Genomic DNA, 14,944 nt, shown 5'->3' on the forward strand with positions numbered 1-14,944 from the left:
GAGCACTGAGTCGTGCCCCGTAGCCCATCACAGCCCGCCCGGCGGCAAGGCGCGCGCGGCCGAGCCCCATTCGCGCTACGGAAACGGCCGAGCGGGTGACACGGCCCGTGCCCCGCCCAGGTGTCAGGACCCTCAGTTCATCAGTGCGGCCAGGTCCCTCTCCAGCCCCCGCCCCCGCCGCTCGACCACCCCCGCCGCCACTTCGGACAGCTTGCGGTTGCTGCCCTGCGAGATACGGCGCAGCACCCCGAACGCGGCGTCCGCGTCGCAGCCCAGCACGTGCATGACGATGCCGCAGGCCTGGTCGACGAGGGGACGGGAGCGCAGGGCGGTGCCGAGCTGGTCGAGTTCGGTGAGTACGGCGCGATAGGAACGGTCGCGGACGAGGCACGTCAGGGCGAAGTCGCCGAGCGCCCGGGCGGGCCCGTGCGGGGCGTCCTCGAGGGCGCCGGGCCGGAAGCTGTAGAGGCTGAGCGTCACCGTCAGGCCGGAGCGCCGGAAGGGCAGCGTGACGCTGGAGCGCACCCCCGAGTCGAGCGCCAGGGCGCGGTAGTCGGGCCAGCGGTCCTCGCGCAGCAGGTCGGGGCAGCGGGCGGGCTCGCCGTGTTCCAGGGCGGCCGGGATGGGTCCGTCCCCGGAGCGCAGCTGCACGGCGACGAGCGGGGCGAGATCGGGATGGGTGACGGCGGCGGGCCGCTCGCTGCCGCCCTCGGCCACCATGCCGCTCGCTCCGCAGCACTCGGCGGTGCAGCGCGCGGCCTCCTCGACCAGTTCCGACAGCCGCCGCCCCGGCAGAGCGGGCTCGGCCGGCTCCGTACCCCAACGGCGGGTGTGATGCCCTGTGTCCGGCATGGTGCGCTCCTCCTCTCCCGCGCACCTTCCCCCTCACCGGGTCCGAAAACGGTGGCCCTGAACGGGAGTCGCGCTACGTTCGTCGCATGACGCAGACGGACGAATTCGGGGAAGACCTCGCGGATTTCGTACGCCGCGTCGCGGAGTTGAAGACGGCGAGATCCGTGTCCGGCGGGGACCTGCCCACGGTGCTGGACGCGGCGATCTTCGAACTCGACCATGTCGTCGGCCAGTTGTGGCCCCGCTACGAACGGCTGACGGCGGCGGGCCCGCCCCGCACCGGGGCGTCGTCGGACCGTCAGGAGCAGCACCTGCTGCGCACCGTGTTCCAGCGCCTCCCGCTCCCGGTCGTGCTGATCGACAAGGAGACGGTGGTGCGGCGGCTGAACGGCGCGGCGACCGCCTTCACCGGCGTGCGCGCCGGTTATGCGACGGGCCGCCCACTGACCGGTCTCCTGGCCCACGCCGACCGGGCCGCGTTCCGTTCCCAGGCCGCGGCGGTGGCCCGCGGCGAGGGCGACCGCAGTCTCACCGTCCGCCTCCAGCAGCAGCCTTCGGTCCCGGTGCACGCCACGCTGGCGGCCGTACGCCCGAGCGGCGAGCCCCGCACGACGGTGCTGGTGGTCCTCCAGCCCGGCGGACTCAGCGGCCCGGACACGCCGGCGGACCCGCCGGCCGGGCAGGTCCCGGACCTCGCCGAGGCCACCCGGCACGCGGCCGTGATGGACCTGCTGGACGCGATGACCACGGCCCTGCTGACCACGGACCGGCAGACCGTCCTGGAGGCGGCGGCGCGGGTCCTGCACGGCAGGTTCGCCGACTGGGTGATCGCCGACGCGGGGACGGGCGGCCTGTCGCGTACGGCCGTACTGGCCCCGTCGGACGGGAACGCGGCCGCGCTCGAAGCACAGGATCCGGCCGACTGCCCCCTCGTCGTCGAGGCGGCACGGACCGGGTCCCCGGCCCTGCAGATCCGTCCGCCGGACCCGGACGCCTTCGGCCGGACCGCGACGGGCACCCCCGGCACCCCTGGCGCCCCCGGCGTCCCCGTCCTCGTACAGGCGAACGTCACATCACTGCTGTGCGTGCCCCTGAAGGACGGAGGCGCCGTGCGCGGGGTGCTCACGTTGTTCCGTTGCGGGCCCCGCCTGGCGTTCTCGATGGCGGAGGCGCAGGCGCTGGACATGATGTCCCGCCATCTGGCGCTGGCTATGCGACCTCGCGCATGATCTGGTCCCGCATCCGCGTGCAGCACCGGCTGATCAGCCGCGACACATGCATCTGGGAGATCCCGAGCTGCTCGGCGATGCGGCTCTGCGTCATATCGCCGAAGAACCGCATGTACAGGATGGCCCGCTCCCGCTCGGGCAGCGCGGCCAGCCGGGGCTTGACCGCCTCGCGGTCCACCACCGCGTCCAGCGCGGGGTCGGGCGAACCGAGGGCGTCGCTCAGGGAGTAGCCGTCCTCGCTGCCGGGCAGTTCGGCGTCGAGCGAGAGCGCGGTGAAGCTCTCCAGCGCCTCCAGTCCGACCAGGACGTCCTCCTCGCTCATGTTGGCGTGCTCGGCGATCTCCGCGACGGTGGGCCTGCGGCCGGAGATGGTCTGGGCGAGGTCCTGGGAGGCGAACCGGACGCGGTTGCGCAGGTCCTGGACCCGGCGCGGTACGTGCAGGGTCCACATGTGGTCGCGGAAGTGCCGTTTGATCTCGCCGGTGATGGTGGGTACGGCGTAGCTCTCGAAGGCGTTGCCGAGTTCGGGGTTGTACCGGTCGACGGCCTTGACCAGGCCGAGGGCGGCAACCTGCCGCAGGTCCTCGAAGCTCTCGCCGCGGCTGCGGAAGCGTCCCGCGAGACGTTCGGCCATCGGCAGCCAGGCCTCGACGACCTGCTCGCGCAGCGTGTCACGCTGCTGGCCCGCGGGGAGCGTGGCGAGCTTACGGAACGCCTCTGCGGTGTCGGGGGCGTCGTCGTGCGGGTGGTGCTTCGCGCTCACTTTGGTGGGCATGGTGCGTCGCAACTCCCTTGAAGGTGCTCTGGGGTGGACGGTCACCGTGGGAGTGCGGCCGCGCGTTCGAGACAGGCGCGGCCGGGGCGGCTCAAAGCCGCTCCCACGGACGTGCCTCCTGTCCGAAGCACTGCAATTGCGCCTGCCCCCGGCTATGGGCCGCAAACACCCGCGAGCGGATGGAGGCGACGGCCGCCTCCATCCTGAAGGGCGATTCCGCTCCCGGGAAACGCCGTTGATCGTCATGTCACCGGCACATAGGTTCCGGGCATGACGAACGTACGGATCGGTGTGATGTACGACCGCGACTGGGCGCCGGAAGGGCTGCCCGGGTTCGCGCGGCGGGCCGAGGCTCTCGGGGTGGACGACCTGTGGGTGGTCGAGGACCTCGGGTGGACCGGCGGGGTGTCGGCGGCGGCCGTGGCGCTGGGAGCGACGGAACGCCTCCGGGTGGGCATCGGCATCGCGCCCGCCCCGTTGCGCAGCCCGGCGCTGCTGGCAATGGAACTGGCCACGCTGGCGCGGGTGTTCCCGGGGCGGCTCGTGGCCGGGATCGGGCACGGTGTGCGGGAGTGGATGGCCCAGGTGGGCGTTGCGCCGCGCTCGCCGCTCGCCCTGCTGGAGGAGACGATCACCGCGGTGCGGGCCCTGCTGCGCGGGGAGCGGGTGGAGCCGGCGGGACGTGAAGTCCGCCTGGATGGCGTCCGGTTGGTGCATCCGCCGGCCGAGGCGCCGCCGGTGGTCGCGGGCGTCGTACGCCCCCGCTCCCTCGAACTGTCCGGCCGGGTCGCGGACGGCACCGTGATCACCGAGGGCCACGGCCCGGGCGACCTGGACAACGCCCGTGCGCTGACGTCCAAGGGCGGCGCCGGGCCCGACCACACCCTGACGGTTTTCGCCTTCGCCTCCGTCGGTGACGACCCCGACGAGGTGGCCGACGCCCTGCACCCGCACATCGAGGGTCACGCCGCCTGGCTCGGCCGTCCCCAGAACGAGGTGTTCACCGTCTCGGGGCCTGCCTCTCAGGCTTCCGAACGGATCGGCGAGCTAGCTGCGGCCGGTGCGGACACGGTCGTTCTGCGGATCGCCGGCGCGGAGCCGCTCGGTCAGCTGGAGGCCGTGCTGGCGGCGGTCGGGCGGCGGGGCTGAGGATCAGTGCGGAGAAGCGTGCCGGCGTCGCCTCCGACGCGTGGGCCGGGTCGGGTTCGTTTCTGAAGCAACCACTCGGGCCGGGCGTCGCGGGCTGCGCAGGATCGGGAGTGGCACCGTCGCGCCGAGCGGGTCGGCCAGGGCGTCATCGCTCGGGTCGGCCTTCTTCACGGGCAGCAGAAGCTCCTCGTAACGGCCCAGTGCGAGCACCAAGCCGAGCATGAGAAGCGGGATGATCACGGCGAGCAGTGCCATGGCCGATTCCTCCCCGAGGATGTGCGTGGAGGGCGGGTGACGGGTTCCCGGCTTTCGGGGCGCAAACCCTGTGTCGGCCTCCGGTCTTCGGGTACGCGGTGTCCACCCCGAAGATCTGGAGGGAGTCATGCAGCGAGGCAGTGACCGGCTGAGCGTCCACCGTGACGAGGAGATGAAGCACGAACTGCAGGGTCTGCTCCGGTCCGGGCACCCCACGCGGACCGAGGAATGGCACGACCCGGAGCCCACCGCCGAGGACGACCCGGAGGTCGCGGGCGGTCCGATCGCACCGGGACGCTCCCCCGCGTCCCTGGTCGCAGTCCGCACGGAACTGGCCCGGCACCTGAGCCGCCACGCGTTCCCCGCAGGCCCCCGCGAACTCGCCCGCGCACTGCGCCGGGTGTACGCGCCCGACGCCCTGGTCGACCCCGTGGAGCGGTTGCCCCGAGCGGCGCGCTACACGACCGTCCAGGCACTGGCGGAGGCCCTCGCCGGGGCCGCGCGGGAGCGACGGGCATAGCCCCGGCACGGCAGGATCCTGCGGCCTGCCGGAGTACGAGGAGTCCACCGCGACGCATGGTCCCCCGGCCCAGGGGTACTGCGGGCGGCGTCAGACCGACGACGGCCACAGGCCGGGAACGGAGGAAGAACCCACAGTGATGGCAGTGCTGGCTGATTTCGTCAGGGAGGTCATGACGCCGGGCGTGGTCGCCGTCCGCCCGGACGCGTCACTCGTCGAGGCGGCGCAGCTGATGCGGGCGCAGGGCATCGGCGATGTGCTGGTGGCCGACGGGCAGCAGGTCGTCGGGGTGCTCACCGACCGTGACATCACGGTGCGGGCGGTGGCGGACGGCGCCGATCCGCTGACGGTGAGCGCACAGTCCGTGTGCACCCCGGATCCGGTGCTGGTCGGCCCGGACGACCCCGTCTCAGCCGCCGTGGCGCTCATGCGCGCACACTCCGTACGCCGGCTGCCGGTCGTCGAGGACGGGCTGCCGGTCGGGATGGTGAGCCTCGGTGATCTGGCCGCGGTGCAGGACCCGGACTCGGCGCTCGCCGAGATCAGCCGTGCCGTGCCGGACGGCCGGGGCACCGAATGAGCCGGGACCAGGCCGCGGCGCCGCGGCGCACGAGGCGACCGCGCTGTGGGACGTGCGTACGGCGGTGAAGATCGACAACAAGGGCACCGGCAAGCTGGTCACCAGCCACCAGCCGGCAGGCACGGCGGATTCAGGGCGTCGCGGACTCCCCGCACCGGCGTTCCCGGGCGCCTTCGCGGGTGCGGCCCGCGGCCACCATGCGCCGGGGATTGCGGCGCAGGTACTCGCCCTCCAGCTGGGCCATGCGATCGTTGTGGGCCCGCAGCGCGTCGATGGAGCCGTAGAGCAGCGTGTCGTGGCGCGTGCGGTGGATCGTCTCCAGCTCCTTCATGAGCTGCTGGTCGTCCAGCCGGCTGGGGTCGACTCCGGTCATGGTGGTACCCCGCTCGTCGTATTCGTCCATGCGGTCCGGGTACCCGCCCGGTGGGCACAGTCCCAAGCGGCATCCGGGGGGAGCCATGGATCTCGCCTTCTGCCTCCACTCTACGAACATCCCGGGCCCCGAGCGCTGCTTGCGAACGCCGGTCGGCCCAGTCGGCCCGTCCGGCCGGCCCCTACCGCACCCGCTCCACACGCCGCTCGTCCCACACCGGCTCGGCGGTCTCGCGCACGCGACCGTCGCTGCCGAAGACCAGGTAGCGGTCGAACGAGCGCGCGAACCAGCGGTCGTGCGTCACCGAGAGCACCGTGCCGTCGAAGGCCTCCAGGCCCTCCTGAAGTGCCTCCGCGGACTCCAGGTCGAGGTTGTCGGTCGGCTCGTCCAACAGCAGGGCCGTGACGCCCTCCAGCTCCAGGAGCAGGATCTGGAAGCGGGCCTGCTGACCGCCGGACAGGCGGTCGAAGGTCTGCTCGGCCTGGGCCGTCAGCTCGTAGCGGCGCAGGCGGGACATCGCCGCGCCCCGGTCCTGGGAGTGCTCCTGCCACAGGATGTCCAGAAGCTTGCGGCCCTGGAGCTCGGGATGGGCGTGGGTCTGCGCGAAGTGCCCGGGCACGACCCGCGCCCCGAGCTTCCACTCCCCCGTGTGTGCCACCTCGTCGCCGGCCAGCAGCCGCAGGAAGTGCGACTTGCCGGAGCCGTTGGAGCCGAGGACGGCGACCCGCTCGCCGTAGAAGACCTCCAGGTCGAACGGTTTCATCAGGCCGGTGAGCTCAAGTCCCTTGCAGGTGACGGCCCTTACACCGGTGCGGCCGCCCTTGAGGCGCATCCTGATGTCCTGCTCGCGCGGCGGCTCGGGCGGCGGGCCGGCCTCCTCGAACTTGCGCAGACGGGTCTGCGCGGCCTGGTAGCGGGAGGCCAGCTCATGGCTGATGGAGGCGGCCTGCCGGAGGTTCAGGACCAGCTTCTTCAGCTGGGCGTGCTTCTCGTCCCAGCGCCTGCGCAACTCCTCGAAACGGGCGAAGCGTTCGCGCCGGGCGTCGTGGTACGTGGCGAAGCCGCCACCGTGCACCCAGGCGTCGGCCCCGGCCGGAGAAGGCTCCACCGACACGATCTTCTCGGCGGCGCGGGCGAGGAGTTCACGGTCGTGGGAGACGAAGAGGACCGTCTTGCGGGTCTCCTTCAGCCGCTCCTCCAGCCAGCGCTTGCCGGGCACGTCGAGGTAGTTGTCGGGCTCGTCGAGCAGCAGCACCTCGTCGGTGCCGCGCAGCAGCGCCTCCAGCACCAGCCGCTTCTGCTCACCGCCGGACAGCGTGCGCACCTGCCGGAACTGCGCCTTCTCGTACGGCACCCCGAGCGCGGCCGTGGTGCACATGTCCCACAGGGTCTCCGCCTCGTACCCGCGCGCCTCGGCCCAGTCGGCGAGGGCCTGCGCGTACTGCAGCTGGGCGGCCTCGTCGTCGACGGTCATGATGCCGTGCTCGGCCTTGTCGACAGCCTGCGCGGCCTCGCGGATGCGCGGCGGCGCCACGGACACCAGCAGGTCCCGTACGGTCGTCTCGTCCCGTACGGACCCCACGAACTGGCGCATCACGCCGAGGCCGCCGCTGACGGTGACGGTGCCGCCGTGCGGTTTCAGCTCGCCGGAGATCAGCCGCAGCAGGGTCGTCTTGCCGGCGCCGTTGGGTCCGACGAGGGCCACGGCGGCCCCTTCGCCCACCCGGAAGGACACATCGCCGAGCAGCGCCCTCCCGTCGGGGAGGTAGTACTCGAGGTGCGCGGCTTCCAGATGTCCCATGAGGAGGCATTCTGCGGGCCGCGGCGGGGGTCGGGCAAACGCTTATGCGGTCTCGCCGAGAGGACGCCCCGCAGGTCCGCCCTCACCCGCCGGGGGCCACCACGGCGCCCGCCGAGGACGGAACCTTCCAGCCGTCGCTGGGCAAGCCTTCCAGGACCACCACACCAGCCGTGCCGCGGTCGGGCAAACGCTTATGCGGTCTCGCCGAGAGGACGCCCCGCAGGTCCGCCCTCACCCGCCGGGGGCCACCACGGCGCCCGCCGAGGACGGGACCTTCCAGCCGTCGCTGGGCAAGCCTTCCAGGAGCACCACACCAGCCGTGCCGCGGTCGGGCAAACGCTTATGCGGTCTCGCCGAGGGGACGCCCCGCAGGTCCGCCCTCACCCTCCGGGGCCACCACGGCGCCCGCCCATGACAGGGCCTTCCAGCCGTCTGCGGGCGAGCCCTCCAGGATCACCACGCCGGTGTTGTCGAGGGGGCGGGCGGCGGCGAAGGGGACGTCGACGTTGTCGGCGCGGGCCGCGGTCCACATGCGGATGGCCGCGCCGTGGCTGACCATGGCGACCGTCCCGGCTCCGTTGCCCGCGGCCTCGGCGACGACGGCGTCGTAGCGGGCGAGCGCCTCGGCGCCGCTCTCGCCGCCCGGCATCCGCAGCTCCGTGTCGCCGGCCGCCCACGCGAACACCGTCTTCATGTAGAGCGCGCCCTGCTCGGTGTCGCCGGGCAGCATCTCCAGGTCGCCCGCGGTGAGCTCGCGGATGCCGTCCCGGACCAGAACGTCGAGGCCGCGGGCGGCGGCCAGCGGGGCGGCGGTGAGCTGCGTACGCACCAGGGTGGAGGCGTACAGGGCCTCGATGTCCTCGTCGGCGAGCGCCTCGGGGAGGGCGGCGGCCTGCTGCTCGCCGAGCGCGGTCAGGCCCGGCCCAGGGACGGCTGTGTCGAGCACGAAATCGACGTTCGAGGGGGTCTGACCGTGGCGTATGAGGAGCAGACGCATGCAGGGATCCTCCGGGTGTCGATCACCGCCCGCAGGACAAGAAACGGGCACTTCAGGGTACCCGGCACCACATGAGCCCCGATGTCGACCTCACCGTCCCGAAGCCCGGCCCGCACCCGCTGCGCAACCGGCTGCTCGCGCTCGACTGCCGTCTCTTCGAGTTCGCCGCCGAGCGGAACTGGCCGGCCGCCGAGCCGGTGCTGCCCCGGCTGAGCCGGAGCGCGAACCACGGCATGCTGTGGTTCGCGGCGGCGGCAGCGATGGCGGCCAGCCGTACCCCGCGGGCGCGCCGGGCCGCCGCCCGCGGTCTCGCCTCGCTCGGCCTGGCCTCGCTGACGATCAACACGCTCGGCAAGCGCTCGGTGCGCCGCCCCCGGCCCGTCCTGGATCCCGTACCGCTGGTGCGGCAGCTGAAGCGGCAGCCGATCACCACCTCGTTCCCGTCCGGGCACTCCGCGTCGGCGGCCGCCTTCGCGACCGGCGTCGCACTGGAGTCGCCGGCCTGGGGTGCGGCGGTGGCTCCGGTCGCCTGGTCCGTCGCGCTCTCCCGCGTGTACACCGGGGTGCACTTCCCGAGCGACGTGCTCGCGGGTGCGGCGCTGGGCGCGGGCGCCGCCTTCGCCGTACGGGGCCTGGTGCCGACCCGCGCCCAGCTCGTACCGCCGGCCCGGCCCCGCGCCGAGGTCCCGGCGCTGCCGGCCGGCGAGGGCCTGGTCGTGGTGGCCAACGGCGCATCGGGCACCGCCGACCGCGTGCGCGCCCTGCGGGCCGGCCTGCCCGGCGCCGAGGTCGTCGAATGCCGGCCGGACGACATCCGCGCCGAGCTGGAGAAGGCCGCGACCCGTGCCCGGGTACTCGGCGTGTGCGGCGGCGACGGCACGGTCAACACGGCCGCCGAGGTCGCCCTGCGCCACGACCTGCCGCTCGCGGTGCTGCCCGGCGGCACCCTGAACCACTTCGCCTACGACCTGGGGGTGGAGGACGTCCGCGATCTGAGCCGGGCCGTCCAGCAGGGCGAGGCGGTGCGCGTGGACGTCGGCCGGTTCAGCTGCGGCGCGCAGCAGGGCGTCTTCCTCAACACCTGCAGCCTGGGCGTCTACCCGGAGCTGGTGCGCGAGCGGGACCGTTGGTCGCGCCGGATCGGCGGCTGGCCGGCCGGGGTACTCGCGGCCCTGCGCGTCCTGCGCACGGGCCGGCATCCGCTGGAGGCGGAGTTCCGCGGCCAGGCACGCCCGCTGTGGCTGCTGTTCGTCGGCAACGGCACCTACCACCGGATGGGCCTCGCGCCCGGCCGCCGGCTCGACCTCGCGGACGGGCAGCTCGACGTACGGGTGGTGCACGGCGGCCGCCGTCCCGCGCTGCGGCTGCTCGCGGCCGCGCTGGCGGGCCCGCTGACCCGTTCCCCCGCCCACGCGGCGGTCCAGGTGGACCGCCTGCACCTGTCGGGCGTCGCCCCCGGCACGCTCCTCGCCCATGACGGCGAAGTCACCGAGGCGGAGGGCGAAGTGACGCTGGAGAAGCTCCCCGAGGCGCTCACGGTGTACCGCCCCCTGACCACTAACTGACACTCAGTCAGTCCATATTGCAAAACGTGGGTCTCATCATTCGACATGCGGGCGTACGGTGATGCGCACCGACAAGACGTCGAACAGGGGAGTTCAGCCATGTCGAAGCCGCAGGAGACCGCCGTCTACACGCACGGGCACCACGAGTCGGTGCTGCGCTCCCACACCTGGCGGACCGCCGCCAACTCCGCGGCCTATCTGCTCGGCTCCCTCAAGCCCCACATGAAGATCCTGGACATCGGCTGCGGCCCGGGCACCATCACCGCCGACCTGGCGGCGCTGGTCCCCGACGGGCAGGTCACCGGCGTCGACCATGCGCCGGGGATCCTGGACCAGGCCCGGGCCACGGCCGCCGAACGGGGCCTGACGAACGTCGACTTCGCGGTCGCGGACGTGCACGCCCTCGACCACCCGGACGACACGTTCTGCGTGGTCCACGCGCACCAGGTGCTGCAGCACGTCGGCGATCCGGTGCAGGCGCTGCGCGAGATGGTGCGGGTGACCAAGCCGGGCGGGTACATCGCCGTCCGCGACTCGGACTACGCGGCCATGACCTGGTATCCCGCGTCCCAGGGGATGGACGACTGGTTGGACCTGTACCGGCGGGTGGCCCGCGCCAACGGCGGCGAGCCGGACGCCGGGCGGCGGCTGAAGTCCTGGGCGCTGCGGGCGGGGCTGACCGACATCACTGCCACCTCCGGCACCTGGACCTTCTCGACGCCGCAGGAGCGGGCGTGGTGGAGCGGCCTGTGGGCCGACCGGACCCTGGCGTCGGCGTACGCGGAGCGGGCCACGGCGGGCGGACACGCGACGACCGAGCAGCTGCGGGCCGTGTCGGAGGCCTGGCGGGAGTGGGGCGCGCAGGAGGACGGCTGGTTCAGTGTGCTGCACGGAGAGATTCTGTGCCGAAAGGGTGCCTGAACCTCCTTTTCCGGGATACCCGGAGAACAGGAGGTTCGAATTATGGTTGCCGTTCTGCTCGTATTGCTTCTGGCGCTGATTCTTTTCGGCGCGGGATTCGCGCTGAAGATGCTGTGGTGGATTGCGCTGGCGGTTGTCGTGCTGTGGCTGCTGGGATTCCTGGTGCGCGGCACAACAGCGGCCGGAGGCAGGGGTCGTTGGTACCGCTGGTAGTCAGTCCCGGGGAAGCAGCGGCCCGAGCGGCCCGAGGTCCAGATTGAGGTCCTCGGGCCGCAGCCCGTAGCGCTCGCGCAGTTCGGTCATGCGGTCGTCGAGCAGCATGAGCGTGAGCCCGATCCGCTCCTCCTGGTCCTCGGTGAGGTCCCCCGTGTCGAAGCGGCGCAGCGCCTGGCGCTCCATGAGCTGACGCAGCAGCTCGACGACAGTCAGGACGAGTTTGACGAGGTCGCGTTCGACGGTGTCGGGTTCCAGGTGCAGCCGGTTGCGGCGTGCGGTCACGGCAGCTCCCCCCAGGGCGTCGGCACTTGTTCGTTCACGGAGCTGATCAGTGCGTTCAGGTCGATGCGGACGAGGTCGACGTCCGCGATGCGCAGCGTGATGTCCCCCGTGACGACGACTCCGCCGGCCAGCAGCCGGTCCAGCAGGTCCACGAGGGCGACCTCACGGCGTTCGACGACGGTCACGGCCCCTCCTCCACAAAGGAATACGCCGCCCAGGGGCCGGTGAGTTCGACACGCATTCCCGGTACGTCGTCCTTCGCCCGGTCCACGAGTTCCACGAATTCCTCGGAGTCGCCGCGCGGCACCAGATAGGCGGCGTTGAGCACATTCCGCCCCGACGCTCCGGAAAGCACGGAATTCTGCGGGGCGTGCAGCCGGGAATTCTCGGCGTACGAGGACAGCGTTGCGTGCAGTCGGCCGGCGAACGTCTCGGCTTTCTCCCACAAGTCCTCGTGCGCCCTCGCACGCATCCGCTGCCGGCGGAGATATTCCCGGCCCGACGCGGCTTTCTCCGCCGGCCGGTCCGTTTCGGACGGCTCGGTTTCGGTGTACACCTTGACGCCCCATTCCACCCGCCCGTCGAGCCGGTCGAGAGTGCGGCGGAAACCGTCCTCGCGCGCCTCGATCATGACCCGTACGCCGCTGTCGTCCCTGAAGACCGTGCCGAGTCGCAGGGGCAGGGGCGTGGTCACGGCGGTGAGGGCGTCGATCACGCCCTGGTGGAGGCGGGCGGTCTCGGTGAGCCAGTCCAGGTCCTCGAGATGGGCGCGGAGCGGGGCTTCGGCGAAGTCCCGCTCCGGCACATGGCTGACCACGGCGACGAGGCCGTGGTGGGTCAGCACTCTGGGCGGGTCGCCCGCCACACCCGTCAACTGGGCCTGCAGGGCCGCGCCGAAGGGACGGCAGACGGCGTAGACGTAACGTAGCCCGGTCATGAGCCCTCCTCCTGGGCGCGGCCGGGCTCCAGTTGGGCCAGCCGCTCACGCAACTCGGCGTTCTCCCGCTCGAGTTCATTGCGGCGGGCGCCGGAGGACAGCGCCGGGTCGGTCTCCCACCAGTCGATGCCCATCTCCTTGGCCTTGTCGACGGAGGCGACGACGAGCCGGAGTTTGACGGTGAGGAGTTCGATGTCGAGCAGGTTGATCCGGATGTCGCCGGCGATGACGACGCCCTTGTCGAGCACGCGCTCGAGGATGTCGGCGAGGTTGGCGCTGCCGTTGGACCCGTAGGGCTCGGGCAGCCGGCCGGCCATGGTCATCGACGGCTCCCACCATGGGCGTACTCGTACTCGTGTTCTCCACTCTCCTCCTCTTCGGGCTCCCCGTCCTCCTCGGACCCGAGGTCCGGCGCCCGGCCCGCCACGCTCGTGAGCCGGGCCCGGTCGGTGCGTCCGTGGAGGCGGTCGGCGAGAGGGTCCGCGAACGCCGGTTTCATCTTCTTCGTACCTCCGAGGACGTATCCGGCGCCTGCCGCGAGGCCGGGTCCCACTCGGTTCATCGTGCCGTCCCGTTGCCTGTGGCCACGCCACCGCGCAGGCCGGTCTCCAGCCGGTACAGGAGCTCGTCCTCCTGCCGGTCGAACTCCTCCTCGTCGATCTCACCGGCCTCCAACTGCTCTTCGAGCCGGGCGAGTTCGGCCCTGACGACGGCCGGGTCGCAGTAGATCCGCTCCGCCTCGTGCACTACCTGTCCGATCACCCACGCACTCCCACGCACCGGGGCGAAGGGCAGCAGGGCAATTTCCTTGAGCAGTCCCACGGCCTCACTCCCTTGCGGCGCCCGGGCCGACGGTGCTGACCGCGGGCTCGGCGGGGCCGGGCTCGACGAAGCTGTACGGCGGCAGCGGGCCGTGGACGTGCAGCTCGATGTGCGGATGGCCCCGGCGGACCTGTTCCACCGTGGTAAGAAGCAGCTCGGCCGACTCGCGGTCCACCAGGAAGGACACGTTGACCAGCCGGCCGGTGGACTCGGGGCCCACGCTCACGGCTGCGGCGACCGGCTCCAGGGCGCGTTGCACCTCGGCCGCGTCCTCGGCCTCCCGCGCCTTGACTGCGGCCACGACCATCTCGCCGAGCTGCAGGCGCTGCTCGTAACTGCCGCCGCCCGCCTGCCGGTTGGCCTCGGTCATGGCGCGGATCTGCGGGTTCTCGGACAGTACGCGGTGCAGGACCGCCTCTTCCTGGTGCGTGGCCTTGACGTTGTACTCGACCTTGCCGTCCAGCGCCCTCAGGCGCTCCTTGTAGTGGTCGGCGCGTTCGGCGAGCACGCCGATGATGGTGTCGTCGTCCGGGGCGACGCTGCCGAACCGCATGGGCAGCACGGGCCCGGCCGCGCCCGCTTCGGCGAGCACGCTCTGGTGGGCGAGCAGATCCCTGCGCTTGGGCCGCACCCCCTCGGGGGCGTCACTCACGACCGCCGCCAGCTCGCCCTCCTCGAGGATGCGCACCGGGCTGGGCGGGTCGCCGACGCCGCCCATGCCCTTGGGGAGCGCGGGATGCGAGCCGGCGGCGATGCCGTAGACGTACGTACTCACTCCAACTCCTCCTTCTTCCGCGGGTCCGTGGACCTGCGGGTGCGCGGCCGGCGTTCGGCCCGGCCGTCGTCACGGGTCCATCGGTCGGCGTCGGAGATGGTTCCGGGGGCGTCGAACAGCTCGCCCCTGGTCGCGTCGCGCGCGCCGGACTCCGTGATGTCGCCGACGTGGTCGGGGAGCACCAGGGTCTGACGCCGTCCCTCCAGGTCGAGCCGGTTGCACGCCTCGGCGAAGCGCAGATAGGTGTCGACGCTGGCCACGACGATGCGTACGTCGATCCTCAGGATCTCGATGCCGATGACGGAGACACGTACGAAGGCGTCGATCACGAGCCCTCTGTCGAGGATGAGTTCCAGGATGTCGTACAGGCCGCTGCTGCCGCCTCCGCCCTGCTGTGCCGGGACAACGGTCATGCGGACCGCCTCTCCTTGTCCGTGAGTGTGGTCGTAGGGCGGCCTAGCGGCCGCCGGAATGCGGGTCGGCCCTGCCGCGTTCGTAGCGGCGCACGCGCCGGTAGCCGCTGAGTTCGCCCTGCGCGTCGAGGTCCACCCGGTAGCTCGCGAGCAGGCTCATCGTGTCGGGGACCCGTTCCAGTTCCAGGACCTCGATCTCCAATGTCCAGCCACCCTCGGTCTGTTCGAAGGACGTCACGGACTCGGCGGTCATGCCGGTGAGTTCGGCGAGCTGGGCGCGGGCCTCACGCAGTAATTCCACGGGGCTCGGCCTGCCGTCCGCCGCGTCGGTCTTGTTCTGTTTCCTCGGCTTGGGTGTGCTGGGCTTGGGCGTGTTGCGTGATTCAGTGAGCTTCTTCGAGTTGGCCTCTGATCAGGTGACGGCTCAGGAGCGCAACGAGCGAGGCCCCCGAGCTGTTGATCGAGATGTCTGACGTCTCAAC

General features: G+C 72.1%; 21 protein-coding genes and 1 pseudogene. 7 read left to right on the forward strand and 15 right to left on the reverse strand.

The window, feature by feature from the left end; all coding sequences use genetic code 11:
- Positions 1-132: 132 nt before the first annotated feature.
- Positions 133-852, reverse strand: coding sequence for an ANTAR domain-containing response regulator (locus tag ACFY10_RS15155; protein WP_390665525.1), 720 nt, complete (start codon positions 850-852; stop codon positions 133-135).
- Between the two features lie 86 nt (positions 853-938).
- Between ACFY10_RS15155 and ACFY10_RS15160 the strand changes: the two genes are divergently transcribed.
- Positions 939-2,081 carry a GAF domain-containing protein gene (locus tag ACFY10_RS15160; protein WP_390665526.1) on the forward strand — a complete coding sequence of 381 codons (1,143 nt, stop codon included), beginning with the start codon at positions 939-941 and terminating at the stop codon, positions 2,079-2,081.
- Here the strand turns inward: ACFY10_RS15160 and ACFY10_RS15165 are convergent.
- Positions 2,062-2,856 carry an RNA polymerase sigma factor SigF gene (locus ACFY10_RS15165; protein ID WP_390665527.1) on the reverse strand — a complete coding sequence of 265 codons (795 nt, stop codon included), beginning with the start codon at positions 2,854-2,856 and terminating at the stop codon, positions 2,062-2,064. The two genes, ACFY10_RS15160 and ACFY10_RS15165, sit on opposite strands and share 20 nt — an antisense overlap.
- A 270-nt stretch (positions 2,857-3,126) precedes the next feature.
- Here ACFY10_RS15165 and ACFY10_RS15170 point away from each other — a divergent pair, with 270 nt between their 5' ends.
- Positions 3,127-4,005: an LLM class flavin-dependent oxidoreductase gene (locus ACFY10_RS15170; RefSeq protein ID WP_390665528.1), complete on the forward strand. Its 879-nt coding sequence runs from the start codon at positions 3,127-3,129 to the stop codon at positions 4,003-4,005.
- Positions 4,006-4,008: 3 nt separating this feature from the next.
- Here ACFY10_RS15170 and ACFY10_RS15175 read toward each other — a convergent pair whose 3' ends face one another.
- The gene (locus tag ACFY10_RS15175; RefSeq protein ID WP_390665529.1) at positions 4,009-4,260 is read right to left on the reverse strand and encodes a hypothetical protein; all 252 of its coding nucleotides are present in this window, start codon (positions 4,258-4,260) and stop codon (positions 4,009-4,011) included.
- 127 nt (positions 4,261-4,387) lie between these two features.
- On the opposite strand from ACFY10_RS15175, the gene ACFY10_RS15180 reads away from it, so the two are divergent.
- On the forward strand, positions 4,388-4,780 hold the full coding sequence (locus ACFY10_RS15180; RefSeq protein WP_390665530.1) for a DUF2795 domain-containing protein: 393 nt from the start codon (positions 4,388-4,390) through the stop codon (positions 4,778-4,780).
- Between the two features lie 139 nt (positions 4,781-4,919).
- Positions 4,920-5,360, forward strand: a complete 441-nt coding sequence (locus ACFY10_RS15185; protein WP_390665531.1) for a CBS domain-containing protein — start codon at positions 4,920-4,922, stop codon at positions 5,358-5,360.
- 130 nt (positions 5,361-5,490) lie between these two features.
- Here the strand turns inward: ACFY10_RS15185 and ACFY10_RS15190 are convergent, their stop codons facing one another.
- From ACFY10_RS15190 to ACFY10_RS15200, 3 genes are all read right to left on the reverse strand, one after another.
- The gene (locus ACFY10_RS15190) at positions 5,491-5,763 is read right to left on the reverse strand and encodes a DUF6158 family protein (RefSeq protein WP_390665532.1); all 273 of its coding nucleotides are present in this window, start codon (positions 5,761-5,763) and stop codon (positions 5,491-5,493) included.
- Positions 5,764-5,914: 151 nt separating this feature from the next.
- Positions 5,915-7,534, reverse strand: a complete 1,620-nt coding sequence (locus ACFY10_RS15195; protein ID WP_390665533.1) for an ABC-F family ATP-binding cassette domain-containing protein — start codon at positions 7,532-7,534, stop codon at positions 5,915-5,917.
- 340 nt (positions 7,535-7,874) lie between these two features.
- Positions 7,875-8,531 (reverse strand): histidine phosphatase family protein, encoded by a 657-nt coding sequence (locus tag ACFY10_RS15200; protein ID WP_390665534.1) that lies wholly within the window; start codon positions 8,529-8,531, stop codon positions 7,875-7,877.
- A 71-nt stretch (positions 8,532-8,602) separates the two neighbouring features.
- Here ACFY10_RS15200 and ACFY10_RS15205 point away from each other — a divergent pair, with 71 nt between their 5' ends.
- The 3 genes from ACFY10_RS15205 (at position 8,603) to ACFY10_RS15215 (ending at position 11,230) form a co-directional block, all read left to right on the forward strand.
- Positions 8,603-10,096 carry a bifunctional phosphatase PAP2/diacylglycerol kinase family protein gene (locus tag ACFY10_RS15205; protein WP_390665535.1) on the forward strand — a complete coding sequence of 498 codons (1,494 nt, stop codon included), beginning with the start codon at positions 8,603-8,605 and terminating at the stop codon, positions 10,094-10,096.
- A gap of 99 nt (positions 10,097-10,195) precedes the next feature.
- Positions 10,196-11,017 (forward strand): class I SAM-dependent methyltransferase, encoded by an 822-nt coding sequence (locus tag ACFY10_RS15210; RefSeq protein ID WP_390665536.1) that lies wholly within the window; start codon positions 10,196-10,198, stop codon positions 11,015-11,017.
- A gap of 42 nt (positions 11,018-11,059) precedes the next feature.
- Positions 11,060-11,230: a hydrophobic protein gene (locus ACFY10_RS15215; RefSeq protein ID WP_390665537.1), complete on the forward strand. Its 171-nt coding sequence runs from the start codon at positions 11,060-11,062 to the stop codon at positions 11,228-11,230.
- Here ACFY10_RS15215 and ACFY10_RS15220 read toward each other — a convergent pair whose 3' ends face one another.
- The 9 genes and pseudogenes from ACFY10_RS15220 to ACFY10_RS15260 form a co-directional block, all read right to left on the reverse strand.
- A complete protein-coding gene (locus ACFY10_RS15220) occupies positions 11,231-11,515 on the reverse strand; it encodes a gas vesicle protein K (RefSeq protein WP_390665538.1) in 285 nt (94 codons plus the stop codon).
- A complete protein-coding gene (locus ACFY10_RS15225; RefSeq protein ID WP_390665539.1) occupies positions 11,512-11,700 on the reverse strand; it encodes a gas vesicle protein in 189 nt (62 codons plus the stop codon). The genes ACFY10_RS15220 and ACFY10_RS15225 overlap by 4 nt, the downstream gene beginning before the upstream one ends.
- Entirely contained in the window at positions 11,697-12,452 is a 756-nt protein-coding gene (locus ACFY10_RS15230; RefSeq protein WP_390665540.1) for a GvpL/GvpF family gas vesicle protein, read from the reverse strand. Before ACFY10_RS15230 ends, ACFY10_RS15225 begins: the two co-directional genes overlap by 4 nt.
- Complete coding sequence (locus ACFY10_RS15235; protein WP_390665541.1) at positions 12,449-12,775, reverse strand: gas vesicle protein; 327 nt, start codon at positions 12,773-12,775, stop codon at positions 12,449-12,451. The genes ACFY10_RS15230 and ACFY10_RS15235 overlap by 4 nt, the downstream gene beginning before the upstream one ends.
- Positions 12,772-13,014 (reverse strand): hypothetical protein, encoded by a 243-nt coding sequence (locus tag ACFY10_RS15240; protein ID WP_390665542.1) that lies wholly within the window; start codon positions 13,012-13,014, stop codon positions 12,772-12,774. The genes ACFY10_RS15235 and ACFY10_RS15240 overlap by 4 nt, the downstream gene beginning before the upstream one ends.
- Entirely contained in the window at positions 13,011-13,274 is a 264-nt protein-coding gene (locus ACFY10_RS15245; RefSeq protein ID WP_390665543.1) for a gas vesicle protein GvpG, read from the reverse strand. The genes ACFY10_RS15240 and ACFY10_RS15245 overlap by 4 nt, the downstream gene beginning before the upstream one ends.
- 4 nt (positions 13,275-13,278) lie before the next feature.
- Entirely contained in the window at positions 13,279-14,049 is a 771-nt protein-coding gene (locus tag ACFY10_RS15250; RefSeq protein ID WP_390665544.1) for a GvpL/GvpF family gas vesicle protein, read from the reverse strand.
- Positions 14,046-14,462 carry a gas vesicle protein GvpJ gene (gene gvpJ, locus ACFY10_RS15255; protein ID WP_390665545.1) on the reverse strand — a complete coding sequence of 139 codons (417 nt, stop codon included), beginning with the start codon at positions 14,460-14,462 and terminating at the stop codon, positions 14,046-14,048. Before gvpJ ends, ACFY10_RS15250 begins: the two co-directional genes overlap by 4 nt.
- A 43-nt stretch (positions 14,463-14,505) precedes the next feature.
- A pseudogene (locus tag ACFY10_RS15260) lies at positions 14,506-14,790 on the reverse strand (gas vesicle protein); the annotation flags it as partial.
- Between the last annotated feature and the right edge of the window lie 154 nt (positions 14,791-14,944).

The organism is Streptomyces sp. NPDC001401, from assembly GCF_042895385.1.
Taxonomy (GTDB): domain Bacteria; phylum Actinomycetota; class Actinomycetes; order Streptomycetales; family Streptomycetaceae; genus Streptomyces.